Raw genomic sequence first — 25753 nt, 5'->3', positions numbered from 1 at the left:
CCCAGAGTAGGAGCCAATGTCCCTTTAGGGGGTAATATCGGGGAAATGTGCGTGTGGGCCGCGTCAGGTCCGCCCCGGACCGGTGCGAGAATTGCCGAGTGACCGGCGACCACTACTTCACCGCTCAGCCGACCAGCGACGCCCCGACGCGCGAGGTCGAGTTCTCCGTCGCCGACCGCGACTACCGACTCACCTCGGCCGGCGGGGTCTTCTCCGCCAGTCGGCTCGACCCGGGCACGGCGGTGCTGCTGCGCAAGGCGGAGCTGCCCGACGCCGACACTACCGGCGACCTGCTCGACCTCGGCTGCGGTTTCGGGCCGATCAGCTGCGTGCTGGCCGACCTCGCGCCCACCAGCACCATCTGGGCCGTCGACGTCAACGCCCGGGCCCGCGAGCTGACCGCCGCCAACGCGGCCCGGATCGGCGCCGCGGACCGGGTCCGGGTCAGCGCGCCGGACGACGTTCCGGACGGCGTCCGCTTCGCCCAGCTCTGGTCGAACCCGCCCATCCGGATCGGCAAGGACGGCCTGCACGACCTGCTGCTGCGCTGGCTGCCTCGACTCGCCCCGGACGGCGTCGGCTGGTTGGTTGTCGCCCGGCACCTCGGCGGTGACTCGCTGCAACGCTGGCTCACCGAGCAGAGCTGGCAGGTCGAGCGGTACGCCAGCCAAAAGGGCTTCCGGGTGCTGCGCGTCACCCGGTAATTGGATATACCCCCCGACCCTCACTGGGGCAGGATCCCGGCGTGGGATATGTGGATGTGGCAGCGGTCGGGCACGTCCTGCCCGACGGTCGGGAACTCTTCGCCGACGTGTCGTTCCGGGTCGGGGAGGGCAGCAAGGTCGCCCTGGTCGGGCCGAACGGCGCGGGAAAGACGACGCTGCTGAGGATGGTCGCCGGCGACCTGCCGGTGCGCAGCGGCGTCGTCGCGCGGGCCGGTGGGCTGGGCGTGATGCGCCAGTTCATCGGCATGATCGGCGACGAGTCGACCCTCGCCGACCTGGCGTTGTCGCTGGCCCCACCGGCGCTGCGCGACGCCGGCCGGCGGCTCGGCGAGACCGAGGCGGCCATGCGGGCGGCCGAGGCCCACGGCAAGTTCAGCAACGCCGCGGGCAAGGCCCAGCTGGCGTACGCCGACGCGCTCGGCGCCTGGGGCGAGGCCGGCGGGTACGACGCCGAGGTGCTCTTCGACACCGTCGCGACCATCGTGCTCGGCAAACCATGGGACGCCGTCCGGGACCGCCCGGTGCGTACCCTCTCCGGCGGCCAGCAGAAGCGCTTCGCCCTGGAGTTGCTGCTGCGCGGCCCGGACGAGGTGTTGCTGCTCGACGAACCGGACAACTTCCTCGACGTGCCCGGCAAACGCTGGCTGGAGGCGCGACTGCGCGAGTCGACGAAGTCGGTGCTCTACGTCTCGCACGACCGCGAGCTGCTGGCTCAGAGCGCCGACCGGGTGGTCGCCGTCGAGGGTGGCAGCGCCTGGGTGCACCCGGGCGGCTTCGCCAGCTGGCACGAGGCTCGGGTGGCTCGGCACGCCCGCCTCGACGAGCTGCGTAGGCGCTGGGACGAGGAGCACCAGAAGCTGCGCGAGCTGGTGCTGATGTACAAGCAGAAGGCCGCGTACAACGACGGTTTGGCCTCGCGTTACCAGGCCGCGCAGACCCGGCTGCGCAAGTTCGAGGAGGCCGGGCCGCCGCCCGTACCGCCGAAGGACCAGGACATCCGGATGCGGCTCAGCGGCGGGCGGACCGGCAAGCGCGCGGTCGTCTGCGAGCAGCTGGAGCTCGACGGCCTGACATTCCCCTTCGACCTGGAGATCTGGTACGGCGACCGGGTGGCGGTGCTCGGTGCCAACGGCACCGGCAAGTCGCACTTCCTGCGGCTGCTGGCCCGCGGCGGCACCGACCCGGACCCGGCGAACGGGCCGGTCGACGGCGCGGGCGCGCTCACTCCGGTGGCGCACGACGGCGTGGCCCGCCTCGGTGCCCGGGTCCGTCCCGGGCACTTCTCCCAGACCCACGACCGCCCGGAGCTGATGTCGAAGACGCTCGTCGAGATCCTCTGGCGGGGTGACGAGCACCGCACCGGGATGGACCGGCACGCGGCGATGGGTGTGCTCAGTCGCTACGAGCTGGCGGCGCAGGGCGACCAGCGCTTCGGCACGCTCTCCGGCGGGCAGCAGGCCCGGTTCCTGGTGCTGCTGCTGGAGCTGTCCGGGGCTACCCTGCTGCTGCTCGACGAGCCCACCGACAACCTCGACCTGGCCAGCGCGGAGGCGCTCGAAGCGGGCCTGGACGCGTTCGCGGGTACGGTGATCGCGGTCACCCACGACCGGTGGTTCACCCGCTCGTTCGATCGGTTCGTGCTGTTCCGGGGCGACAGCGAGGTGGTGGAGACCCCGGAACCGGTCTGGGACGTCGGGTGAGCGGTCCCCGGCGGCGGTGCGTCCGGCCGGCATAGGGTGGATCTCGTGACTGACATGACCTATCGCCGGCTGGGCGACTCCGGGCTCGTGGTGTCCGTGGTCGGCATCGGCTGCAACAACTTCGGCCGCAAACTCGACCTCGACGGCACCCGTGCGGTGGTGGACGCCGCGCTGGACGCCGGGATCACCCTGTTCGACACCGCCGACATCTACGGCGAGCCGCAGGGCAGCTCCGAGGAACTGCTCGGGCAGGCGCTCAAGGGCCGCCGGGACGACGTGGTGGTGGCCACCAAATTCGGCATGGACATGAACGGCCTCAACGGGCCGGACTACGGCGCGCGGGGTGCGCGGCGCTACATCGCCCGGGCTGTGGAGGCGTCGCTGCGCCGGCTCGGCACCGACCACATCGACCTGTACCAGATGCACGAGCCCGACCCGGGCACCCCGATCGACGAGACCCTCGCCGCCCTGGACGACCTGGTCCGCGACGGCAAGGTGCGCTACCTGGGCAACTCCAACTTCGCCGGCTGGCAGATCGCCGACGCGGACTGGGTCGCGTCGTCCAACGGTCGGTCCCGCTTCATCAGCGCGCAGAACCACTACAGCCTGCTGGAGCGCTCGGTGGAGGCCGAGGTGATCCCGGCGTGTGAGCGGTTCGGCCTTGGCATGCTGCCGTTCTTCCCGCTCGCCAACGGTCTGCTCACCGGCAAGTACAAGCGCGAGGCTCAGCCGCCGGCCGGCAGTCGGCTCTCCGGCGGCGGCCGGTACGCGGAGCGGCTCGCCGCTGCCGACTGGGACACCATCGAGGCCATCGAGGCGTACGCGGCCGAGCGGGGTCTGACGATGCTCCAGGTGGCGATCGGCGGGCTGGCCGCCCAGCCGGCGGTGACTTCGGTGATCGCCGGTGCGACCACGCCCGAGCAGGTGCGTGCCAACGCCGCCGCCGGCGTCTGGGAGCCCAGCGACGACGATCTGGCGGCGCTGCGCGCCGTCCTCTGAGCGCGGCGAGGCGTGCGCGGGGCGTGCGCTGCGTCGTGCGCTGCGTCGTGCGCCACGCATGATCCACTCGCGTTCCTTGAAATCGGGGCGACCTGCGGTCCGGGAAGCCCCGACTTCAAGGATGCCGAGTCGATCACCAGCCGATCGAACGACACCGGGCCGGGCCGCTCGTCGCGGCCCGGCCCGGTCCTGTGCATGGGCGCCGGAGCGCCGGTCTATCCAGTCGGTGCGCCGGTCGGTCTAGCTGGTGCGCCGGTCGGTCTAGCTGGTGCGGCGGCGGCCGAAGAGCATGGCCACCCCCATCGCCGCGGCGACGAGCACGAGACCGGCCGCCGCGAACGGCCACCAGTCCGCTCCGCCGCCGTCCGCCGGCTCGGTCACCGCGACCGGCTTGGGCGCCGGCGGTGACTGCGCCGCCTTCGCCTGCACAGTGGCGGTGGCCTTGCTCTGCAGCGGAGCGGGGGAGTTGACCGACACCTTCCACGTGCCGGTGGAGAGCACCGGGCCGCTGCTGTAGAAACCCTGCCCCTCGGGCTGCGGTTCGAGCTGCACCGGCCCGACCCGCTGCCCGTCCGGGCCGGTGGCGGTGAGAACCAACCGCACCACCTGCTCCAGCCGGCGGCCATCGGCGTAGGTGGCCTGGATGGTGACGCCCTGAGCCCCGTCGCCGGCCACAGTGAGTTTGAGCTTGTCGGCCTGCGCCGCCGGGGCGGCCTTAGCAGCCTGCGCCGCCGGGGCGGCCTTAGCAGCCTGCGCCGCCGGGGCGGCTTGAGCGGCCTGCGCCGCCGCCGGGGCGGCGGCGGCCAAGGTCAGGGCCAGCCCGACGAACACGGCGGCCAACACCTTGCGGATACCCGTCACGGACATCCCCTCCCTACCGATGAGGGAGGCCCCTCCCCGACGCCGCAGCGCCGGGGAGGGGCCTCGTCGGATCAGAGCTGGCGACCGGGTGCCAGCCGGGTGGCGTCGCCACCGAGCCGCCCGGTGCCCTTGACCGGGTCACCGTCGTTCGCCTTGACCCCGGCCTTGCTGGCCGCGCCGCCGAGCCGAACGATCATGGCGTCGGCGTCCCGGATCAGGACGTCCCGGACCTCCGCCTCGGGCACCAGCGTGGCGTCGCTGGCGAGCGTCCGGAACGCGGTCAGCTGCCGGACGGCAGCCTTGTCGTCGCCGGCCGCCTCGGACGCGCGAACAGCGTCGAGCTTGTTCGACAGCTGCTTGTGCGCCTTGGTCGAGAGCCGCCCCGTCGCCTTGAACCGGTCCAGCAGACTCTGCATGTCCCGGAACGAGGTGGTGACGAAGAACCGGACCGTCGAGGTGGTCTTGTTGCCCGCCTTGTCGGTAGCGGTCACGGTCAGCTCGTGCAGGCCGAGGGACAGGTCGTACATGGCCTGCAGAGTGCCGCTGGCGTACGCCTGGCCGTCGAGTTGACCGACCACGCTCGCGATGCCCGAGGTCGGGTCGACGGCCTGCCAGGCCACCCGGACGTCCTGGCTGTCGCCGTAGAGCTGGCCGTCGGCCAGCCCGGACACCAGCAGCGTCGGCTTGGTGCCGTCGATGCGCAGCACCGCCGACTTCAGCGTCTCGACGTTGCCCGCCTTGTCCGTCGAACGGAACAGCAGCTCGTGCTGCCCGTCACCGGTCACCTCGACCGGCGTCGAGTACGGCGTCCACGCGCCACCGTCCAGCGACCACTCGACCGTCTTGACGCCGGAACCTGCGTCGGTCGACGTCAGCACGACCGGGATGGTCCCGTTGTGCCAACCGGCGTCGTTCGCCGGAGCGAACGTCGCCGAGGTCACCGGCGCTGTGGCATCGATCTTGACGGAGACGGTCTTGGTCGCCTCCACGTTGCCGGCCTTGTCCGTCGAGCGGAACCGAAGCTCGTGCTCGCCGTCCCCGCTGACCGCCACCGGAGCGGTGTACGCCGTCCAGGTGGTGGCCCCGTCCAGCTGGTACTCCGTACCGGCGAGCCCGCTACCGCCGGCCTCGTCGGCACCGGTGAGCGTGATCGTCACCGGCCCGGTGTGCCACCCGTCGGTCGGGGTACCGGAAACCGCCGCTGTGGTCACCGGCGCCGTCTCGTCGGCCACAGTCGTGCTGAGCCGGAAGTAGTCGAACGAGGCGGTCTTCGACGCCGTCTGGTTGGCGCCGAGGGTGAACAGCCCGACCTTCGGGGTTGCCCCGACCGCGCTGTTGGTCAGCGTGGTCAACGCGGTCCAGGTCGTCCCGTCGGCCGAGTACGACGCGGTGAACGTGTCGCCCGTGCGGGCCAGCCGCAGGTGCCACACCGCCGAGGTCAGGTTGCCCGCCTCGGGCTGCGGGTTCTGGACCACCCCGGCGATCTCGCTGCGGAACTCGATCCGCCGCGTCACCGCCTGGCCGGCCTGGTTGTCCGCGATGAAGTCGAACTTCACATAGTTGTCGTCGTCCGCCTGCACGAGCAGACCGGCCTGCTGGTACTGCTCGTTCAGCAGGCTGCCGTCGACCTTCGTCTCCAGGGTCCAGTCGCCCGACGGCGCGGTCTGGAGGATGAAGTTCTTCGGCCCGGTGTTGTCGGTGCCGTAGATGTCACCGTTGGGCACGTCGATCCGCAGCGCGCCATCGGTGACCCGGTAACCGCTCGGGTCCTCCCGCGTCACGGCGTCCCACCGGCACTTGTCCAACGTGCTGCCGGTGAACTCGTCCGACGGGTCGACCGGGCCGGCCGGAGCGTCCGGCGTGACCTGGAACGAGTCGAACGCGGCGTCGACAACCGGCGCCTCGGTGCCTCCGTTGAGCGCGAAGACCCCGATCCGCGGGTTGGTGATGCCGGCGAGCGCTGCCGAACGGCCGACCGGGGTGAAGGTCTGCCCGTCGCCCGAGGCGGACGCGGTCAGGTTCGTCCCGTCGCTGGTGATCCGCAGGTACACGGTGTCACCCGCCGGTGCGTTGGTGGCGTCGGCGGCCTCGTTGCGAGGCGTGGCCGCAGTCTCCCGGATGAACTCCACCCGCCGGCTGCCGTTGTACAGCAGGTCCAGCTTGGCGTAGTTGTCGTCGTCGCCGTACACCAGGACGCCGGCCTGCTGGTAGTTGGCAGTAACCGGCAGGGTGACCTTGGTGGTCATCTCCCATGCGCCGGTCGGGGCCGCCTGGAGCACCAGGTTGGTGGCGTCGTTACGAGCGCCGTAGAGGTCACCCACGCCGGTGGGCAGCCGCAGTGCGCCGCCACTGAGCGAGTAGAGCTGGTTCTCCCGGACGACGCTGGTCCAGCGCTCCTTGTCGAGGCTGTTGCCGTTGAAGTCGTCCGAACGCGCCCCGAAGCAGGACGTGTCCGGCGCGTCGACCCGCACCGGCACCGTGGCGTACGACTTGGCACCCTTGCTGTCGGTCACCGTGAGGGTGGCCGTGAAGGTGCCCGGGCTGGTGTAGGTGTGGCTGGCGTCCAGTGTGGTCGCCGAGCCTCCGTCACCGAAGTCCCAGGCGTACGTCAACGGGGTGTCGCCCTCGGCGTCGGTGGCCGTGCCGTCGAACGCGACGGTGACCGGTGCGGTGCCGGTGGCCGGGGTGGCAGTGGCGCTGACCACCGGCGGCCCGTTCTCGGTGACACCGCGGCCGACGAAGTCCATCCAGTTGACGTTGAACAGCGAACCCGTTCCGCCGTTCGGATCGCGGGCCAGGAAGTACAGCGAGCCGCTCGCGGCACCGGTGACCGGTGCGCTCACGTCCGTGTACGTCTGCCACGCGCCGGTCGACGGTACGACGGCCGTGGCGACCACCGGTCCGTCAACGGCACCCGCGCGAACCTCGATCCGACCGCCAGCGGCGGCGGAGGCGGCCCGGAAGCGGATCTCGGTGATGTTGGTCAGGTCCGCCGGAGCGACCGACCACCAGTCACCATCCTCGATGAAGGCGATGCTCTGGCCGCCACCGGCGGTGTCGGCGCCGGCCTCCCGCTGCACGCCGGGGTCTCCACCACCGGTGCTCACCGGGGCACGCCCGGTGGCGGTGAAGTACTCGGCCTGCTTCTGCTTCGGTTGGAGGACCTCGATCTGCCGACCGGTCAGGGCACCGGCGCCGCCGGCACCACCCTCGTCGGTGTAGGTCGCCTCGAAGACCGCGAAGACGTTCGCCTCGGCGCCGTGCCCGGAGGCGAGCGACGTCTGGACGGTGCCGGTGCAGCCGGTGTGCTGCTCCAGCGGGTGGGCGTGCTCGTCGTGGCCGAGCAGCACCTGGAGCTGCACCCGGTCACAGTCGATCTGCCCGTCCTCGGGGTCGGTCACCTTGATCGAGTAGCGGACCTGGTCACCCCAGTTGAAGAAGCCGCCGTCCGGTGGGAACTCGATGGAGACCGTCGGAGCGGTGTTGCCCACTGTGACCGGCACGTTGGCCACCGCGGTCCGACCCTTGGGGTTGGTGACGGTGAGCTGGGCGGTGTAGTTGCCCGCCGTGGCGTACGTGTGGGTCGGGTTGGCCTCGGTCGAGGTCTGCCCGTCGCCGAACGTCCACGCGTAGGTGAGCGTGCCACCGTCCGGGTCCCGGGAACCGGCGCTGGAGAAGGTGACAGTCAACGGCGCCGGACCCGAGGTCGGGTTGGCGGACGCCGCCGCGATCGGCGCGCGGTCACCGGCGGTGTAGTCGATCCGGTAGACGCCGGAGTTGTCGTTGTTGCCGCCGAAGCCGCTGCCCCACTCGATCAGGTACAGCGCGCCGTCCGGGCCGAACTCGAAGTCCATCGGCCGGATCATGCTCATGCCGGTGAGCAACTGGTTGATGTCCACCAACGACTTGCCGTCGGGGGTCACCTGCATGGTGTACATCTTGTTCTGGTTCCACTCGCCGAGCAGAGCCTTGCCGTCGTAGTACGCCGGCCACTTGCGGTTGGAGTTGACGTCGGCGTCGTACCGGTAGACCGGGCCGCCCATCGGGGCGCCGCCGCCACCGATCTCCGGGTAACGCGCGTCACCGGCGTACCCGTAGTCGACGGTCGCGGGGACCACCGGCGGGAGGTTGGTCAGGCCGGTGTTGTTCGGCGAGTTGTTCACCGGCGCGGCGCAGTCGAACTTCGCGCCGCTCGGGCCGGACGGGAACGTGTAGTCGTTGTACGCCTCGTTCGTCCCGGTGCAGTACGGCCAGCCGTAGTTGCCCGGCGTGACGATGTTCCACTCGACCAGACCGCGGGGGCCGCGGTTCGGGTTGTCCGTGTTGGCGTCCGGCCCGTAGTCGCCGACGTACAGCGTGTTGGTCTTCGGGTCGGTGCCGATCCGGAACGGGTTGCGGAAGCCCATCGCGTAGATCTCGGGACGGGTCTTCTCGGTGCCCGCCGCGAAGAGGTTGCCCGCCGGAACGGTGTACGTCCCGTCGTCCTCCGGGTGGATCCGGATCACCTTGCCGCGCAGGTCGTTGGTGTTGGCGGAGGTGCGCTGCGCGTCGTAGTCCTGGCGGCCCGACCGCTCGTCGAGCGGCGAGTACGAGTTCGACTCGAACGGGTTGGTGTTGTCACCGGTGGCCAGGTAGAGGTTGCCGTCGCCGTCGAAGGTCATGCTGCCGCCGGCGTGGCAGCAGGTGTTGCGCTGGGTGTCGACCCGCAGCACCTGCTTCTCGCTGGCCAGGTCGATTGTGTCCCCGGTCACCGTGAAACGGGACAGCAGGTTGCGGGTGACCCCGTCGTTCGGGGCGTAGTACAGGTACACCCAGTTGTTGGTGGCGAAGTCCGGGTCGAGCCGGATGCCGATGAGGCCGTCCTCGTTACCGGTGAAGACGTCCAGGTCGACGGCGGTGACGGTGTTGCCGGTGTCCGGCTTCACGATCTGCACGCGACCGTCGCGCTCGATGTAGAACACCCGCCCGTCGGGGGCGATGTCCAACTCCATCGGGTTGCTGGTGTTGCTGTCCAGCGTGACCTTCTCGAAGTTCGAGGTCTTCGAGGCGCCGCAGTCGGCGTTCTCGACGCCGGCCGCGGTGCGGATGCCGCCGAGCAGGTGGGACAGGAACTCGGGCTCGGCGTACGACTCCCGGGTGTGCCCCAGGCCCGTGTACCAGGATCGGCCACCGTCGTAGTCCTGACACCAGGCGACCGGGTGGTCCGCACCCATCGCGCCGGCACCGGGGGTGTAGCTCTTCTCGTCCAGGCTGGCCAGCACGTGCACGTCCGGCCGGGGGTTGCTCTGGTAGTTGTACCACTCGTCGAACCGGGACCAGCGGTCCGGCAAACCGGCGGTGGACGGGTGGGCGTGGTCCTCCACCTTGACAGTGGCCTGCTGGTTCTGCGGGTGGTTGGCGAAGTACGCGCCGACCAGGTCGCCGTACCAGGCCCAGCTGTACTCGGTGTCCGACGCGGCGTGGATGCCGACGTAACCGCCGCCGGCCTTCACGTAGCGCTCGAACGCCGCCTGCTGGTCGGCGTTGAGCACGTCACCGGTGGTGGAGAGCCAGATCACCGCCTTGTACTTCGCCAGGTTGGCGTCGTTGAATGCGGCACCGTCCTCGGAGTTGTCAACAGTGAATCCGTTGTCGACGCCGAGCTGCTGGATGGCGGCGACGCCGGTGGGGATGGAGTCGTGCCGGAAGCCGGCGGTCTTGGAGAAGACGAGGACGGAGAAGGGATCGGCTGCGGCCTTTGGCGCCTTCGGCGCCACCTGGCTGACCGGGGCTGCGGCTTTCGCATCCCGTGGGGGAACCTGGGCGGCCGCCTGGGCGGGCGCGCCGAACAGGGTGGTCGAGGCCATGGCCAGAGAGATCAGGGTTGCGGTGATGGGTACGCGGGCACGACGAGAACGGGACACGCCGCCTCCTGTGTCGTAGTGACAGAGCTCGCGGGAGTCGGCTCGCCGAAGGCCGTCCCTGATGGAGCCGGTGGTCACACCGTGCCAGGGTGCCCCCACCGACATTTTGTCGAATCGCTGAACAAATTAATTCGGCTGGTTCGATGTCGGGCAAGATGCGGACGGGTAACGGTTCTGCAACGGGGGGCGACATTCCGAACAGGACCGTATGAAGTGCCCCATGGATCTCGGTCGTTCTGGTGCGGCCCGGCCCACCGGCCACTGCCGACCCCGCGCCTTGGCAGGCCGACGGATCTGTCGTACGGTGACACGCAAGTAACCCACGGGAGCCCGGTGTACCGGGCTGAGAGGGGGGCTGACAGCCCCCGACCGTTGAACCTGATCCGGGTAATGCCGGCGCAGGGAGGAGCGTTGCCGTGCCGTCCCTGGGGCGATTGCATCTCATCACCGACACCCGACCCGGTCGCGACCCACTCGCAGTGGTTCGCGCCGCCCTCACCGTGGCCCACGCCAACCTGGTGGTGCAGGTCCGGGTCGAGGATTCCGCCACCGACCGCGAGGCGTACGACCTGACCCGGCGGGTGCTCGCGCTCTGCGCGTCGTACCAGGCGACCTGCCTGGTCAACGACCGTCTGCACGTGGCGCTGGCGGCGGGTGCCGCCGGTGGCCACGTCGGCGCCGACGACCTGCCGGTCGCCGCCGCCCGCCGGGTGCTCGGCCCCACCGGCGTGCTGGGCGCCACCGCCCGCGCACCGGGCCCGGCGCACGAGGCCGTCGCCGCCGGCGCCAGCTACCTCGGCGTCGGTCCGTGTCACACCACCAGCACCAAGACCGGCCTGCCGGACCCCATCGGGCCCGCCGGGGTACGCGCCGTCGTCGACGCCGTCGACGTCCCGGTCATCGCGATCGGCGGGGTGACCGCCGCCCGGGTGCCGGCGCTGCGGGCCGCCGGGGCGTACGGGGTGGCGGTGGTCGGTGCCGTCTCCACCGCCGCCGACCCGGCACGGGCTACCGCCGAGCTGATCGAGGCCCTGACGTGCTGACCGGCCGGTCCCCGTCACCGCCGTCGAGCGACCGGGTCCGGCCGGACGTGGCAGTGGTGGGGGCGGGACCGATCGGGCTGGCGATCGCCTGGCGTTGCGCCGAGCGCGGGCTGCGGGTGGTGGTGCACGATCCGGCACCCGGCTCGGGGGCGTCGGCGGTGGCCGCCGGCATGCTCTCCCCGGTCGCCGAGGCGTACTTCGGTGAGCGGGAGCTGACCGGGTTGCTGCTGGCGTCCGCGGCCCGCTGGCCGGCGTTCGCCGCCGAGCTGACCGAGACGACCGGGGTCGAGATCGGCTACCGGACCGAGGGCACCCTGATGGTCGGGCTCACCGGCGACGACCTGGCCGAGGCGCGTCGGCTGTGGGCGTACCAGCAGGGGTTGGGCCTGCCGGTGACGCCGCTGCGCCCCAGCGAACTGCGTGACCGCGAACCGGCGCTCGCCCCACGGGTGCGCGGCGGCGCGCTCGCTCCCACCGACCACCAGGTCGACCCGCGGCTGCTGGTGCCGGCGCTACGCGCGGCCGCGCAGCGGGCCGGCGCGGTGCTCGTGCCCCAGCCGGTCCGTTCTCTGTCCGACGTGGACGCACCGGTCACAGTGGTCGCCGCCGGCTGCGGGGCCGCAGCGCTCACCGGCCTGCCCGTGCGGCCGGTGAAGGGTCAGATCCTCCGGCTCCGCGCACCCGACGGCGTCGCGCCGGGCTTCCGGCACGTGATCCGGGGGTACGCCGACGGCGAGCACGTCTACCTGGTGCCCCGCGCCGACGGTGAGGTGGTGCTCGGCGCGACGGTCGAGGAGCGGTCGGACACCACTGTCACCGCCGGTGCCGTGCAGCGACTGCTGCGCGCCGGGGTCGACCTGCTGCCCGAACTGGCCGAGTACGACCTGGTCGAGGCGGTCGCCGGACTGCGCCCGGGCACCCCGGACAACGCGCCGATCCTCGGACCGCTGCCCGACCGACCGGACGTCCTGGCCGCCACCGGGCACCACCGGCACGGCATCGTGCTCACCCCGATCACCGCCGACCTGATCGCCGACCTGGTGCTCGGCGGCGTACCCGACCCGCTGCTCGCGCCCTTCGGGGCTGACCGCTTCGGCGCTGTCGCCATAGGCGGACCTGAACCGACGATGGAGGGGGACCTGTGGAGTTGACTGTGAACGGGGCCGGGCGCAGCGTCGCCGCCGGCGCGTCAGTGGCGGACCTGGTCCGCGACCTCGTGGCGCAGCCGCGTGGGGTGGCGGTCGCTGTCAACGGCGAGGTGGTGCCCCGGACCGGCTGGCCGGCCCGGGCGCTGCGCGACGGTGACCGGGTCGAGGTGCTCACCGCGGCTCAGGGCGGGTGAGCCGCGTGCCGTTCGAGCTGGGTGGGGAGACCTTCACCTCACGGCTGATCCTCGGGACCGGCGGCGCCGCGAACCTGCACGTCCTGGAGCAGGCGATCCGGGCGTCCGGCAGCGAGCTGGTCACACTGGCGCTGCGCCGGGTGGGCACGGCGCCGGGCTCCACCGGTGGGCTGCTGGAGCTGCTGGACCGGTGCGGCGTCCGCCTGCTGCCGAACACCGCCGGCTGCCACACCGCGACCGAGGCGGTGAAGGTGGCCCGGTTGGCCCGGGACGCGTTCGACACCGACTGGGTCAAGCTGGAGGTGATCGGCGACGAGCGGACGCTCCTGCCCGACGGGGTGGAGCTGCTCCGCGCCGCCGAGGAGTTGGTCTCCGACGGCTTCACGGTGCTTCCGTACACCAGCGACGACCCGGTGCTCGCCCGCCGCCTCGCCGACGTGGGCTGCGCCGCGGTGATGCCGGCCGGCTCACCGATCGGTTCGGGGCTCGGCATCGGCAACCCGCACCACATTCGACTCATCCGGCAGGGTGTGGACGTGCCGGTGATCCTCGACGCCGGCATCGGCACCGCGTCCGACGCGGCGCTGGCCATGGAGCTGGGCTGTGACGGGGTGCTGCTGGCCAGCGCTGTCACCCGGGCGGCCGACCCGGTGGCGATGGCCACAGCGATGCGGTATGCGGTCGAGGCGGGCCGACTGGCGGCCCAGGCCGGCCGGATCGAGCGCCGCTTCCACGCGCTCGCCTCCACCCCTGATGAGGGAAGACCCGAGCTGTGACCCCGCCGTCCGGGGTTGTCGTGTTGACCGACCGGCTCGTCGCGCGGGGCGGGCTCGACCGGGTGGTGGCGGGCGCCGTGGCCGGGGGAGTGCGTTGGGTGGTGCTGCGGGAGAAGGACCTTGCGCGCGCCGAACGCGCCGCCCTCGCCGCCGACCTGCGCGCGATCCTCGCCGACGTCGGCGGGACCCTCATCGTGGCCGGCCCCGACCCGCTCGGCGGCGACGCCGTGCACCTGCCCGCCGCAGGCCCGTACCCACCGCCAGCCCACGGCCTGGTAGGTCGCTCCTGCCACCACCAGCCCGAGCTGAACCGCCTGAGCACCGAGCACTACGCCACCATCTCCCCGATCTGGCCCACGAGGACAAAGCCGGGTTACGGCCCACCGTTGCTCGTTGCAGGCCTGGGCAGCCTGGTTCGCGCCAGCCCGGTGCCCTTGCTGGCCCTCGGCGGAGTCGAGACACCGGAACAGGTGACCGCCTGCGTCCAAGCAGGAGCCGTCGGAGTAGCCGTACTGGGCGCACTGATGCGAGCAGAAGACCCCGCCGAGGCAGCCGCGAGCCTGACCAGCGCCTTCCAAGAGGCGGTCACCCCTGAGCTGACCCAAACCCGGCGCGGGGTCACCCAGGTCCCTACGTCAGGGCTGCGGCCGGCCGCGCCCACGCAGGGATCAAGCCTGACCGCCCGGAGTGGGCACGGTCGGCCGCAGCCCCCAACCGCAACCAAGGAAGAACAATGACCCCGCGAACACTGCTGACCATCGCCGGCTCGGACTCCGGCGGCGGCGCAGGCATCCAGGCCGACCTCAAGGTCTTCGCCGCGCTGGGCGCGTACGGCACCAGCGTCCTCACGGCGGTCACCGCGCAGAACACGCGGGGTGTCGACGCGGTGCTGCCGCTGCCCCCGCGCACCGTCACCGAGCAGTTGGACAGCGTCCTCACCGATTTCACCGTCTGCGCGGTGAAGACGGGGATGCTCGGCACCCCGGCGATCGCGGACGTGGTGGCCGAGGCGGCCCGGGACGGCCGGCTGCCTCAACTCGTCGTCGACCCGGTGCTGGTCGCCACGAGCGGTCACCGGCTGGGCGTGGTGGGCGCTGTGGAGCGGCTGCTGCCGTACGCCATCGTGGCGACCCCGAACTGCGCGGAGGCCGCGGCGATCACCGGACGCCCGGTGGACGACGTGGCCGCGATGGTCGTGGCCGCCGAGGCGCTGGTGGCCGGCGGCCCGGAGTACGTGGTGGTCACTGGCGGTGACCTGAACGGGGGCGAGGCGGTCGACGTGCTGCACGGCGGCGGCGTCACCACGCTGTTGCGCGCACCCCGGGTGACCACCCGGCACACCCATGGCACCGGGTGCTCGTTCTCGGCGGCGATCGCGGTGCGGCTCGGTCTGGGCGATCCGGTGCCGGCCGCCGTGGGGGCCGCCAAGGAGTACGTGCTCCGTGCGCTGACCGGCGCGCGGGGCTGGGAGCTGGGCGCGGGACGCGGGCCGCTGAACCACTTCGGCTGGTCCGCTTGATCACCAGGGAGGCTGTCATGCACGCACGAGGCAAGGTGTACGTCGAGGGTTCACGGCCGGATGTCCGGGTGCCGTTCGCGGAGGTGGGGCTGACCGGTGATCTGCCGCCGGTGCGGCTCTACGACACGTCCGGCCCTGGCTCGGACCCGGAGGTGGGGCTGCCGCCGCTGCGCGGGCCGTGGATCGCCGAGCGGGGTGACGTGGCGCCGGTGCGGGGTGCGGGGACGCCGCTCGCCGGGATGGACGGTCGCCGGCCCACCCAGCTCGCCTACGCGCGGGCGGGTGTGGTGACGCCGGAGATGGAGTTCGTGGCGATCCGGGAGAACGTCGACCCGGAACTCGTGCGGGCCGAGATCGCCGCCGGTCGGGCGGTGCTCCCGCTCAACGTCAACCACCCCGAGTGCGAGCCGGCGATCATCGGTAAGGCGTTCCTGGTCAAGGTGAACGCCAACATCGGCACCTCGGCGGTCAGCTCGTCGGTCGCGGAGGAGGTGGAGAAGTTGACCTGGGCCACCCGGTGGGGCGCGGACACCGTCATGGACCTTTCCACTGGCAAGCGGATCCACGAGACCCGTGAGGCGATCGTGCGGAACTCGCCGGTGCCGATCGGAACGGTGCCGATCTACCAGGCGCTGGAGAAGGTTGGCGGCGACCCGGTGAAGTTGAGCTGGGAGGTGTTCCGGGAGACAGTGATCGAGCAGGCCGAGCAGGGCGTGGACTACATGACTGTGCACGCCGGGGTGCTCCTGCCGTACGTGCCGCTGGCAGTGGACCGGGTGACCGGGATCGTGTCCCGCGGTGGTTCGATCATGGCGGCGTGGTGCCTGGCGCACCACGAGGAGAACTTCCTCTACACCAACTTCGAGGAGCTGTGCGAGCTGCTCGCGCGCTACGACGTGACGTTCTCCCTCGGTGACGGCCTGCGCCCCGGGTCGATCGCCGACGCCAACGACGAGGCGCAGTTCGCCGAGCTGCGCACCCTCGGTGAGCTGACGACCGTCGCCTGGGCGTACGACGTCCAGGTGATGATCGAGGGCCCCGGCCACGTGCCGATGCACAAGATCAAGGAGAACGTGGACCTTCAGCAGGAGTGGTGCCACGAGGCGCCCTTCTACACGCTCGGTCCGCTGACCACCGACATCGCGCCCGCGTACGACCACATCACCTCGGCGATCGGCGCCGCGATGATCGGCATGTTCGGCACCGCGATGCTCTGCTACGTCACGCCGAAGGAGCACCTCGGCCTGCCGGACCGGGACGACGTGAAGGCGGGCGTGATCGCGTACAAGATCGCGGCACACGCGGCGGACCTGGCCAAGGGGCACCCCGGCGCGCAGGAGTGGGACGACGCTCTGTCGAAGGCGCGGTTCGAGTTCCGCTGGGAGGATCAGTTCAACCTCTCGCTGGACCCGGAGACGGCGCGCTCGTACCACGACGCGACACTGCCCGCGGAGCCGGCGAAGACCGCCCACTTCTGCTCGATGTGTGGCCCGAAGTTCTGCTCCATGAAGATCACCCAAGAACTCAAGGAGTACGCGGCGCGCGGCATGAAGGACAAGTCGGAGGAGTTCGTCTCCGGCGGGAGTCGGGTCTACCTACCGCTCGCCTGACCCACACTGCGGGTCAGTCCGGGGCGTCCCGCGGGATGATCGACTCGGGTTCCTTGATCTCGGGGTGTCTGGCAGCTCGGGACAGCCCGGTTTCAATGAACCCGAGTCGATCAAGCGGCGACCGGTCGGTGCGTCTGCGCGCTGCGCCGTGGGTCAGTCGCGGTGGTGTCGACCGGTGGAGCGCAACGACCGGCGGCCGTTCTCCTGCTCGGGCTCATTGTCCGACACCGGCTTGCCCAGGCCGGCGACCCAGTCGACGAACTCCTCGTCCTGGGTCGCCAGCGGCTCGGCGGCGTCCGACGTCTTCGGGCTTTCCTCGTCGGCCCGGGACCGGTTGCGGCGGAACAGCCCGCCGAGTCGTCCTCGCCGGGAGGGCTGCTCCGCCACCTTCGGGGTCGTCGGAGTTGCCGACGCGGCGTCAGCGGGCGTCAGATCGCCGGCGCCGGTGCCGGTGGCGCTGGTGGTGGCGGCGCTGTCGGCGGTGGCGCTGGTGGTGGTGGCGGAGCCGGCGGGCGCGCCCAGCGTGCCCGGGAACTCCGTCGGAGCCGGGTGTTCGGCCGGAGTGGTGGTCTCGCTGGCATCGGCCGGCGCTGTCCGTGCCGTCGAGCTGTCCTGCGATCCCGCCGACCCGCGGCGCCGGGAGGTGTCGAATGCGTTCCAGGTGCCGGCCCGGCTCAAATCCGGCAACGGTGCCCGATGCCGGGGCCTGGGCATCGGCCCGGTCGGCTCGTCGGGATTGCTCGACCCCTCAGACGTGGTCGCCTCCGGCTCGGAGGCCTGCGGTGGCACCGTCCACGTCGGGGTGACCGGCCAGGCCGACGGCGCGGGTGTCCACCGGTCCGCGTCCGGGTCACTGGCGGCGGTGGCCCCGAACAACCCGGCGGTGGGAACGTCCTCGGCGGCGGGGCGCCCGCTGTCGGTGCCACGAGCCCCGGCGATTGCGGAATCACTTGCCGCGTCGGCCGGTGCTGCCCTGCTGCCCGTGCCGGCCTTCGGGACGCGCGCTGTGGCTTCCGCACCAACCTGGCCGGCCGCGGTGGTCGGCGCCGCCGCTGCTGGCGTCGCGCCGGCCGCGGTGGTCGGTGCTGGTGTCGCGGTGGTCGAGGTCTGTGTGGCGTCGGTTGCCGTGGTCGAGGGCTCCGGGCTGGCCGGCACCTCCGTCGCGCCGGTTGCGGCGGTCGTCGAGGCGGCCGGCGTTCGCTTCGAACCGGTGACGGGGGTGGCGGGTGCTCGCTTCGCACCGGCAGCGGTGGCCGGGGCTGCCGCTGCCGTGCCGGAGGCAGCAGCCGAGGAGACGTCGGAGGTCGAGCTCGACCGCTCACCCACGCTTCCCCGGCTGGACGACGGAGTATCGGTGGCCGCGTCGGAGCCGGTGCTGTCGGCGGACCTGCCCGGCCGGGTGCCCTTCGTGGCGCGGCCGGCGGTCGTCTCGCGGGCGGGCGTCGCGTCGGCGGTCGTCACGCGGGCGGGCGTTGCGTCGGTGGTCGTCTCGCGGGCGGGCGTTGCGTCGGTGGTCGTCTCGCTCGTGGGCGTCTCGCTCGTGGTTGCCGAACCGGCAGGGGACGTGTCGTCAGTCGCGTCGGAGGCTGTGGCTTCCGGGTTGGCCTTCGGCTTACGGCTGCGTCGCGGCTTGATCGTCGGCGCCGCCCCGGGCGTGTCCTGGCCGGCCGTGCCCGCGCTGGTCGCCTCCGTGCTCGTGCTGCTCGTGCCCTTGCTGCTCGTGCCTGTGGCGGCGGGACGGGGAGCGTCCGTGCCAGTCGGGACCGTGCTGGTCGCCTCGCTGCCGCTGCCCGTGCTGGTCGGGGCTGCGCTGGTCCGGGCTGCCCGGGTCGCGGCCGCGCTGGTCCGGGCGGTGCTGCCGGTCGCGGGGACGGGCGCGTCCGAGCTGGTCAGAGCGCTGGTCGCGGCCGCGCTGGTCGCGCCGGAACCGGGTGCAGCCGCGCTGCTCGGTGTGGCAGCGGGCTTGCGGGTGGTGCGCCCATCGGTCGGTCCGCCGCTGGTCGCCGTGCTGCCGCTCGTGCCCGTCGCCGTGCTGCCGCTTGTGCCCGTCGCCGTGCTGCCGGTCAGCTCGTCGGCCGCTCGGCCGCCCGTTGGGGTCGCGGCGTCGACGCGTCCGGCGGTTGTGCCGGTCGCGGAGGCGTCGGTGACCCTGCTGACGTCGGTGCTGGCCGAGGGCTCGGTCGTGGCCGGGACATCATCGTGGCGCGGGAGCGTCTGCCCTGCGGCACTGAACTCACCGGTCGGCGCGGTCAGCCAGGCCGCCGGCTGAGTCGGGGCGGCGGGAGAAGCAGTGGCGGGAGCCGGACCGTGCTGTCCGCTCGCTGTGGTCTCCGGCCAGTCCCAGTGGGCCGGGACGGTGCGTACGGAATCGGGGTCGCCCGCCGCCCACGGACCCGCAACGACGCCGCCGGGCTGCGCAGTGGCCAGGTCGGCGTTTGTCGTCTCCGTGTCGGTGCGCTCGGTGCTGTCCCGGTCGTTCGCCGCGCCGGGCAGCGCCGGGCCGGCGGGCAGCGGGCGCAGGATGGCGGTGGGCTCGATGGCCTGCGGATCGGTCGCACGGGTGCCCGTCGGCCAGCGCAGCAGCGCGGCGGCGGCCGCGCCGAGTGCTCCGGCGAGGATCGCGATCAACGAGCCGTAGTAGGGGGCGGCCTGGTAGCGGTCCACCGCGTCGCCCGGACCGGCGGTCAGGTAGGCGAACGCCACCAGCACCGGACCGGCCACCCCGGTGGCCCCGCTGACCAGTGGCGCCTGGCCCCGCCAGCGAGCCAGCCCGGCGGTCGCCGCGCCGGCCAGCAGCGCCACGATGGGGAGCAGGAGCAGCGCCAGCCGTTGCGCGGCGGCGTCGTCGAGCCAGCTCGGCTCCAGTACGCCGAGCCGGACTGTCGGCAGTGGGCCGACAGTGCCGAGCGACGGCAGGACGGAGATCAGCGCCAGCAGCCAGACCGCGCCGGCCACTGCCGCCACGTTCCAGCCCAGCTCGGGCCGGAACAGGACGGCGATCGCGGCCCCCGCCCCGATCACCGCACCGACCATGGCGCAGATGCCCACCGCCCAGACCGGGTCAACGGAGATCAGCTCCGCGGCGCGGGCGGGCTGCATGCAGAGCGGGGCGATGACTGTGGCGCCGAGGGCTGCCGCACCACCGACCGCCAACTGCCGGCCGGTGCCGGCCGCCGGAGTGTCGCGGCGAGCGAGGCGTCCGGTCAGGACGGCGCCGGCGACGGCTGCGTTCGCGGCGAACCAGCCCACCCAGACGAGCTGGGCCGGCCACTGGTTGACTGTCGTACCGGTGAATGCGCCGGTCAGGCGGACGATGCCGAAACCGTACGCGACGCCGAGCTGGCCGGCTCCGGCCAGCACGCTCACCCCGAGCGCCGTGAGCAGCAGTCTGCCCCAGGTCCGAAAGGCCATGTCCGGCACGTTACGCACCCGGTACACCCGATTGCCACCGGCGCGCCGCGCGGCACGCCGGTGGCCATCGGCGGGTCTACTTGAGTTCGACCAGCCGGGCCAGGTAAGTCGTATCCCCGACATTGGTCAGCATGTGCACCGCGCCCGGGTCCCGGTAGACCACTCCGCCGGTGGGCTCGTCGGCGTCGATCCGGGTGCCGTCGATGGTCTGTACGACGTTCTTGGCGCCCTCGATCGCCACCACCAGGTAGGGGTGGTCGTGCCGGTGCAGCGGCTGCCGCTCGCCCGGTTCGAGGCGGATGTGCCAGACCCGGACCCGGTCGTTCTCGTACACGATCTCCTGACCCACCGGTCCGAGTTCGGTTCCGTCGATCACGTCGGTCATCGTGCTCCGTCCAGTTGGGGCAGCACCTCGGCGGCGATCAGCTCAAGGTGATCGAGATCATCGAAGTCGATCAGGCGTAGGTGGACCCGGGTGGTGCCGATCGCGGCGAACTCACCGATCCGCTGGGCGAGCTGCGCGGGGGAGCCGACCACTGGATCCTCCGGTGGCAGCGCGCTCTTCTCGTGCAGGGGTGCGGCCCGACGCTGGGCCTCCGCGTCGGTCCGGCCGATGGCGACGACGATCCCGGCGGAGAGCACCAGCGGGTCTCGCCCGGACTCCGTCCGTCCGGTGCGCTCACACGCCTCGCGCACCCGGTCGTACGCCTCGGCGGTGGCCGCCACGGACTTGAACGGCATGTTGAACTCGTCGGCGTACCGGGCGGCCAGTTCGGGGGTGCGCTTGGGACCGCGCCCGCCCACGATGATCGGCGGGCCGGGCACCTGCACCGGCTTGGGTAGGGCGGGCGCGTCCACCAGCCGGTAGTGGTCGCCGGTGAAGCTGTAGGTCTCGCCGGACGGGGTTCCCCACAACCCGGTGATCACCTCAAGCTGCTCGGCCAACCGGTCGAAGCGCTCGCCGACCGCCGGGAACGGGATGCCGTACGAGGTGTGTTCGCGCTCGTACCAGCCGGCGCCGATGCCCAGGTCGACCCGGCCACCGCTCATCTGGTCGACCTGCGCGACCATCACCGCGAGGGGGCCGGGCAGGCGGAACGTGGCAGACGTCACCAGGGTGCCGAGTCGGATCCGCTCGGTTTCCCGGGCCAGCGCGGCGAGGGTCAGCCAGGCGTCCGTGGGGCCGGGCAGGCCCGGGTCGGCGCCCATCGACTGGTAGTGGTCGGCGCGGAGGAAACCCTCGTAGCCGCAGGCCTCGACCAGTCGGGCGAACCGGAGCTGGGTGTCGTAGCTGGCGCCACGGTTCGGCTCGGTGAAGACCGACACCCGCATGGTCAGTGTCCTTCCGCGCCGGCGGTGGCCGGCTGTTCGCGTTCCATCAGCAGTTCGTGCAGGTCGGCGCTGACCTGGGCGACGTCGGCCAGGTGGGCGTTGCGGCCCAGGGTGCGGGGCCGGGGGATGGTCACGTCGACGACCTTGCGGATCCGGCCGGGGCGGGGGCTCAGCACGACCACCCGGTCGGCGAGCAGCACCGCCTCGTCGATCGAGTGGGTGACGAAGACGATTGTCGGCTTGTTCTCCATGTGCACCCGCTGGAGTTCGCCGGAGAGTTCCTCGCGGGTGAGCGCGTCCAGCGCGGAGAACGGCTCGTCCATCAGCATCACCCGGGGCTCACCGATCAACGACCGGCACAGCGACACCCGCTGCTGCATGCCGCCGGAGAGTTCGTGCGGCAGCCGCTTCTCGAAGCCGGCCAACCCGGCCACGTCGAGCAGTTGCCGGGCCCGCTCCCGGTGCTTGGCGCGGCTCCAGCCGAAGATCTCCACCGGCAGCAGGACGTTGTCCAGCACGGTGCGCCAGGGCAGCAGCGCCGGCTTCTGGAACAGCATGGCGATGTCCTGGCGGGGGCGGGCGATCGGCGTACCGGCGACGGTGATCTCACCGGCGCTCAGCGGGAGCAGCCCGGCGATCAGTCGCAGCAGTGTGGACTTGCCGCAGCCGGACCGGCCGAGCACGGCTACGAACTCGCCCTCGGCGACGTCGAGGTCGATGCCGCGCAGCGCCTCCACCCGGCCGGATCGGCCTTCGAAGGTACGGGACACCCCGGTCAGTCGGATCATCTCCGGCGTACCTCCGCTGAGTGGACGGTCAGGAATCCGACAAAGGCTAACTGCTCCCTTGACGTATGACACCGGCTGGGGTGGTCGTCAGGTTGTATCCGTTCCGCAACCCGATACGCCTGGCGTCACAACTGTGGGTTTCTCGTACGCTGTGCCCGCGAAGAGTCCCCTCACGACGGCGGCGCCCGGCTTCCACCCCTCCTGCCGGCCCGTCACGACAACCCCCTCCGGTGGCCTGCCGGCCCCGGTCGGAAAGGACATGGTGCACTGATGAGAAGGCTGACCCGTACGGTCGCTACGGCCGCGCTGGCCACCGCCCTCGCCCTTGTCTCCGCCTGCAGCAGCGGGTCGGATTCGGCCGACGATGCCAAGGGCGGCGACGGCAAGACGCTGGAGAAGGTGACCTACCTCACCTCGTTCGGTAACTTCGGCCGTGACTCCTACGCCTGGGTGGCGAAGGACAAGGGCTTCTTCAAGGAAGCCGGCTTCGACGTCGAGATCAAGGCTGGCCAGGGCACCGGTGGCGTGATCCAGACCGTCGTCGGCGGCCAGGCCGACTTCGGCCCGATCGACCTCACCGGCGGTCTGCTCCAGCTCGGCAACGGCCAGGCCAAGGATTTCACCGCGGTGGCCGCGATCCAGCAGCGCACCATGGCGGGCATCGCCACCGTCGAGGGCAAGAACATCAGCTCGCCGAAGGACCTGGAGGGCAAGAAGCTCGCCGACACCCCCGGCTCCGTGGTCCGCAACCTCTTCCCGACGTACGCCCGGCTCGCCGGTGTGGACGCGACCAAGGTGACCTGGGTCAACGGTGAGGCGCAGAACCTGATCGGCACGCTGGCCGCGGGTTCGGTCGACGGCATCGGTCAGTTCGTCGTCGGTCAGCCGACCATCGAGGCGGTGGCCAAGAAGAAGGCCGTCATGCTGCCGTACAGCAACGTGATGCAGGACCTCTACGGCAACGTGCTGATCACCTCCTCGAAGATCGCCAAGGAGAAGCCCGAGATGGTGAAGCGGTTCACCGCGGCGCTGCTCAAGGGCCTCGAGTACAGCCTGGCGAACTCCAAGGAGGCCGCCGACATCCTGAAGAAGAACGTCGACGCCACCAACCCGGTCTCCGCCGCCGCCGAGCTGGAGCTGATGGCCGCGTACGTCCGTTCCGGCAACACCGGCACCGCGATCGGCACCCTGGACAGCGGTCGGGTCGCCAAGAGCATCGCCATCCTGCAGGGCGCCGGCGCGCTGAAGCAGAACATCACCCCCGAGCAGATCATCGACTTCAGCCTCGCGCCGAAGGCCTGATCGTCCGGTCGTCATCAGGGGGTACGTCCCGCCGATCCCGGTGGGGCGTACCCCCGTCGCTCGTCGGCCCCCGGCGGGCCGTGGGATTTCGAGGAGGACAGAGATGACCGACGTCCGGTCAGCGGACCCGGCGGTGGCGGAACCCGCGCCGCCGAGTGCCGGCCCCGAGGTGGGGCGCACGGGTCCAGGTGCCGGTCTGCGGGCCGGGGCCGAGGCGGTGCTGCCCGCGGTCGGCATCCTGGTCGCGTTGGCGGCATGGTGGCTGATCGCCCGGCTGGAGCTGGTTCACCCCGCAGCCCTGCCCCCACCGGGCGACGTGCTCACCGCGTTCGTCGACAAGCCGGCGCAGCTGCTGGAGCACACCTGGGACACCACGTTGGAGATCCTGACGGGGTTCGCCCTGTCGGTGGCCGCCGGTGTGCTGATCGGGCTCTCCCTGGCCAGCTCCCGCACTGTGGAGCGGATGTTCACTCCGCTGCTGGTAGCTGTGAACGCGGTGCCGAAGATCACGCTGGGCCCGCTGCTCGTGGTGGCGCTCGGCTGGGGCCAGAAGCCGATCCTGACCATGGTGTTCCTGCTCTGCTTCTTCCCGATCGTGCTCTCCACCGCGACCGGGCTGACCACCACGCCGGCCGACCTGGCCGAACTGGTGCGCTCCTGGAACGCCTCCCGCTGGCAGGCGTTCCGCAAGGTGCGCTTCCCGGCCGCGCTGCCGCAGATCTTCGTCGGGCTCAAGGTGGCCATGCCACTGGCCGCGATCGGCGCGGTGATCGGTGAGTTCCAGGCCGGCGAGAGCGGCCTCGGCTACGTCATCACGCAGTACGCCGGCGTCGGCGACACCGCCACCGCCTGGGCGGCGATCATGCTGGTGGCGCTGGTGAGCATCCTGCTCTACTCGGCGCTCCTGCTGATCGAGCGGTTCGCCCTCCCCTGGGTACGAGAAACCACCAGCAGCCGCTAACCCAACAGAAGAGACAATCACAAGAAACGCGAAGGGCCGGCCCCCACTGGGAGGCCGGCCCGTCTTGTCGACGCTGCTGGCGCAAAGGGTGTGGCCTACCGTGCCCGGCGGAGGGATCAAGCCTGACCGCCCGGAGCCGGGCACGGTAGGCCACACCCCACCCGGCGCCCCGACTAACCCCGCCGGACGAAAGGCCCGAGCGTTACCCCGCCAACCGCCAGCGACCGTTGCGGGCGACCAGCGTGGTGAGCGCCTGCGGCATCAGGCCGCTGTGGTTGTCCGGCGTCATGCGGATCGGGCCGGAGAGGCCGTCCATCTGGGACGTCTCCAGCACGTCCCGGATGCCGTTGCGGTCCACCTTGCCGATCTCACCACCGGCGCGCAGTTCGGCGTCGGCGATCAGCTGGACGGCGTCCGCGGCGAACGACGAGGACCCGTTGTAGCCACCGAAGCGTGCCGTGTAGTCCTGGAACCACTGCCGCCGCGCCGCCTTGGCCGGCGTGGTCGCGATCACGTCGTCGATCACCATGGTCTGGGTGAAGATCAGCGTGGCCTTCTCGGTCGCCTTGGCGGCCGCGCCGAGGAACAGGTCCCCGGCCGCTCCCGCGTCGAAGTAGATCGACCCACGGAAGGTGGTCTGCTGGGCGCTGGTGGCGGCCAGTGTGGCCTGCTCCGGCGGGGTCCAGAAGACCATCGCGTCGGGCTTGCCCGATGCGAGCTGCTGGACCTGCTGGCTGACGTCGGTGTCGGTGGTCTTGATCCGCTGCTGTCGGAGCGTGATCTTGACCTTGTCCAGCTCGTTCTTGAGCGCGGTCGCGCCCTCCTGGCCGTAGTCGTCGTCGCTGACCAGCATCCCCACCTTACGGATGTTGTTGCGGCGCAGTTCGGTGGTCAGTGCGGCGGCGCTGTCCGGGGCGTTAGGGCCCAGCTTGAACACGTAGCGCCGTTCCGCGGCCGGCGCGGCGATCGTGCCGGAAGCGGCTAGCGCAATGGTGGGAATCCGCTTCTCGTTGATGGTCCCGACCGCTCCGACCGCGCATTCGTTGCAGCCGCCCATGATGATGGCGCTGACCTTCGAATCGCTGCTGAAGTCGACGATGTTGCGAAGTGACTCGGCCGAGTCGGAACGGTTGTCCTTCACCTTCAGGTCGATCCTCCGGCCGTTCAGTGCTCCGGAGGAGTTCAACTGCTCGACCTTGAGTTCGAGGGCTCGCTGGTATGTCCGGCCAACCGTGGCGGCGGCTCCGGAGAGTTCGAGATCGGCAGCGATCACGATCGGACTCGTGTCCTGTTCCGCCTCGCCAAACTGGCAGCCGGTGAGCGTGGTGGCCACTACGGCCGATGCGAGCGCCGCGATGGTCGCGGAGCGGATGGGGCTCAACTCAGTCCTCCAGGTGCGGGCGCGGGCGCTGCCCGGTCACCGCCGCTAATCCGTCCTCAGTGGAGGACGGGATCTCCTCTGCCGTACGGTGTGCGCGAAG

Annotated in this window: 19 protein-coding genes and 1 riboswitch; of the genes, 12 read left to right on the top strand and 7 right to left on the bottom strand. The window is 71.5% G+C overall.

Translation table 11 applies throughout. From position 1 onward, the window contains the following. The first annotated feature begins 98 nt into the window (after positions 1-98). From NIE79_RS16810 to NIE79_RS16800, 3 genes are read left to right on the top strand one after another with little or no spacing between them, the layout of a single operon-like run. The gene (locus tag NIE79_RS16810) at positions 99-704 is read left to right on the top strand and encodes a class I SAM-dependent methyltransferase (RefSeq protein ID WP_238679497.1); all 606 of its coding nucleotides are present in this window, start codon (positions 99-101) and stop codon (positions 702-704) included. Positions 705-745: 41 nt separating this feature from the next. Next, positions 746-2425 (top strand): ABC-F family ATP-binding cassette domain-containing protein, encoded by a 1680-nt coding sequence (locus NIE79_RS16805; RefSeq protein WP_238679496.1) that lies wholly within the window; start codon positions 746-748, stop codon positions 2423-2425. Positions 2426-2461: 36 nt separating this feature from the next. Continuing rightward, the gene (locus tag NIE79_RS16800; protein WP_238679495.1) at positions 2462-3424 is read left to right on the top strand and encodes an aldo/keto reductase; all 963 of its coding nucleotides are present in this window, start codon (positions 2462-2464) and stop codon (positions 3422-3424) included. A gap of 261 nt (positions 3425-3685) precedes the next feature. On the opposite strand, the gene NIE79_RS16795 is transcribed toward NIE79_RS16800, so the two are convergent. Next, positions 3686-4285 (bottom strand): hypothetical protein, encoded by a 600-nt coding sequence (locus NIE79_RS16795; RefSeq protein ID WP_238679494.1) that lies wholly within the window; start codon positions 4283-4285, stop codon positions 3686-3688. A gap of 71 nt (positions 4286-4356) precedes the next feature. Continuing rightward, complete coding sequence (locus NIE79_RS16790; protein ID WP_238679493.1) at positions 4357-10188, bottom strand: ThuA domain-containing protein; 5832 nt, start codon at positions 10186-10188, stop codon at positions 4357-4359. A 312-nt stretch (positions 10189-10500) separates the two neighbouring features. Beyond that, positions 10501-10610, top strand: a riboswitch (TPP riboswitch). Here NIE79_RS16790 and thiE point away from each other — a divergent pair. The 7 genes from thiE to thiC all read left to right on the top strand — a co-directional run bounded on the left by thiE (position 10605) and on the right by thiC (position 16478). After that, positions 10605-11231, top strand: coding sequence for a thiamine phosphate synthase (thiE, locus tag NIE79_RS16785; protein WP_238679492.1), 627 nt, complete (start codon positions 10605-10607; stop codon positions 11229-11231). (Overlaps the previous riboswitch by 6 nt.) Next, positions 11228-12382 carry a glycine oxidase ThiO gene (gene thiO, locus NIE79_RS16780; RefSeq protein ID WP_238679541.1) on the top strand — a complete coding sequence of 385 codons (1155 nt, stop codon included), beginning with the start codon at positions 11228-11230 and terminating at the stop codon, positions 12380-12382. The genes thiE and thiO overlap by 4 nt, the downstream gene beginning before the upstream one ends. Then, positions 12373-12573, top strand: a complete 201-nt coding sequence (thiS, locus tag NIE79_RS16775) for a sulfur carrier protein ThiS (protein ID WP_238679491.1) — start codon at positions 12373-12375, stop codon at positions 12571-12573. The genes thiO and thiS overlap by 10 nt, the downstream gene beginning before the upstream one ends. After that, the gene (locus tag NIE79_RS16770) at positions 12570-13349 is read left to right on the top strand and encodes a thiazole synthase (protein WP_238679490.1); all 780 of its coding nucleotides are present in this window, start codon (positions 12570-12572) and stop codon (positions 13347-13349) included. The genes thiS and NIE79_RS16770 overlap by 4 nt, the downstream gene beginning before the upstream one ends. Then, the gene (locus NIE79_RS16765; RefSeq protein ID WP_238679489.1) at positions 13346-14086 is read left to right on the top strand and encodes a thiamine phosphate synthase; all 741 of its coding nucleotides are present in this window, start codon (positions 13346-13348) and stop codon (positions 14084-14086) included. The genes NIE79_RS16770 and NIE79_RS16765 overlap by 4 nt, the downstream gene beginning before the upstream one ends. Continuing rightward, positions 14083-14868, top strand: coding sequence for a bifunctional hydroxymethylpyrimidine kinase/phosphomethylpyrimidine kinase (gene thiD, locus NIE79_RS16760; RefSeq protein ID WP_238679488.1), 786 nt, complete (start codon positions 14083-14085; stop codon positions 14866-14868). Before NIE79_RS16765 ends, thiD begins: the two co-directional genes overlap by 4 nt. Positions 14869-14885: 17 nt before the next feature. Next, the gene (gene thiC, locus NIE79_RS16755) at positions 14886-16478 is read left to right on the top strand and encodes a phosphomethylpyrimidine synthase ThiC (RefSeq protein ID WP_238679487.1); all 1593 of its coding nucleotides are present in this window, start codon (positions 14886-14888) and stop codon (positions 16476-16478) included. A gap of 153 nt (positions 16479-16631) precedes the next feature. On the opposite strand, the gene NIE79_RS16750 is transcribed toward thiC, so the two are convergent. The 4 genes from NIE79_RS16750 to NIE79_RS16735 all read right to left on the bottom strand — a co-directional run bounded on the left by NIE79_RS16750 (position 16632) and on the right by NIE79_RS16735 (position 22009). Further along, on the bottom strand, positions 16632-19889 hold the full coding sequence (locus NIE79_RS16750; RefSeq protein WP_238679486.1) for a hypothetical protein: 3258 nt from the start codon (positions 19887-19889) through the stop codon (positions 16632-16634). A gap of 76 nt (positions 19890-19965) precedes the next feature. Next, entirely contained in the window at positions 19966-20274 is a 309-nt protein-coding gene (locus tag NIE79_RS16745) for a cupin domain-containing protein (protein WP_007465195.1), read from the bottom strand. After that, positions 20271-21221 (bottom strand): LLM class F420-dependent oxidoreductase, encoded by a 951-nt coding sequence (locus NIE79_RS16740; protein ID WP_238679485.1) that lies wholly within the window; start codon positions 21219-21221, stop codon positions 20271-20273. The genes NIE79_RS16745 and NIE79_RS16740 overlap by 4 nt, the downstream gene beginning before the upstream one ends. 2 nt (positions 21222-21223) lie before the next feature. Then, the gene (locus tag NIE79_RS16735; RefSeq protein ID WP_238679484.1) at positions 21224-22009 is read right to left on the bottom strand and encodes an ABC transporter ATP-binding protein; all 786 of its coding nucleotides are present in this window, start codon (positions 22007-22009) and stop codon (positions 21224-21226) included. A gap of 270 nt (positions 22010-22279) precedes the next feature. On the opposite strand from NIE79_RS16735, the gene NIE79_RS16730 reads away from it, so the two are divergent. Together NIE79_RS16730 and NIE79_RS16725 are read left to right on the top strand one after the other, a co-directional pair. Then, positions 22280-23311: an ABC transporter substrate-binding protein gene (locus tag NIE79_RS16730; RefSeq protein WP_238679483.1), complete on the top strand. Its 1032-nt coding sequence runs from the start codon at positions 22280-22282 to the stop codon at positions 23309-23311. A 103-nt stretch (positions 23312-23414) separates the two neighbouring features. Next, positions 23415-24272, top strand: coding sequence for an ABC transporter permease (locus NIE79_RS16725; protein ID WP_238679482.1), 858 nt, complete (start codon positions 23415-23417; stop codon positions 24270-24272). Positions 24273-24474: 202 nt separating this feature from the next. Here NIE79_RS16725 and NIE79_RS16720 read toward each other — a convergent pair whose 3' ends face one another. Next, complete coding sequence (locus NIE79_RS16720) at positions 24475-25653, bottom strand: ABC transporter substrate-binding protein (RefSeq protein WP_238679481.1); 1179 nt, start codon at positions 25651-25653, stop codon at positions 24475-24477. Positions 25654-25753 lie beyond the last annotated feature (100 nt).

Origin of the sequence: Micromonospora trifolii, from assembly GCF_022229005.1 — a bacterium.
Classification (GTDB): domain Bacteria; phylum Actinomycetota; class Actinomycetes; order Mycobacteriales; family Micromonosporaceae; genus Micromonospora; species Micromonospora trifolii.
This window is presented reverse-complemented; position numbering and strand designations above follow the sequence as displayed.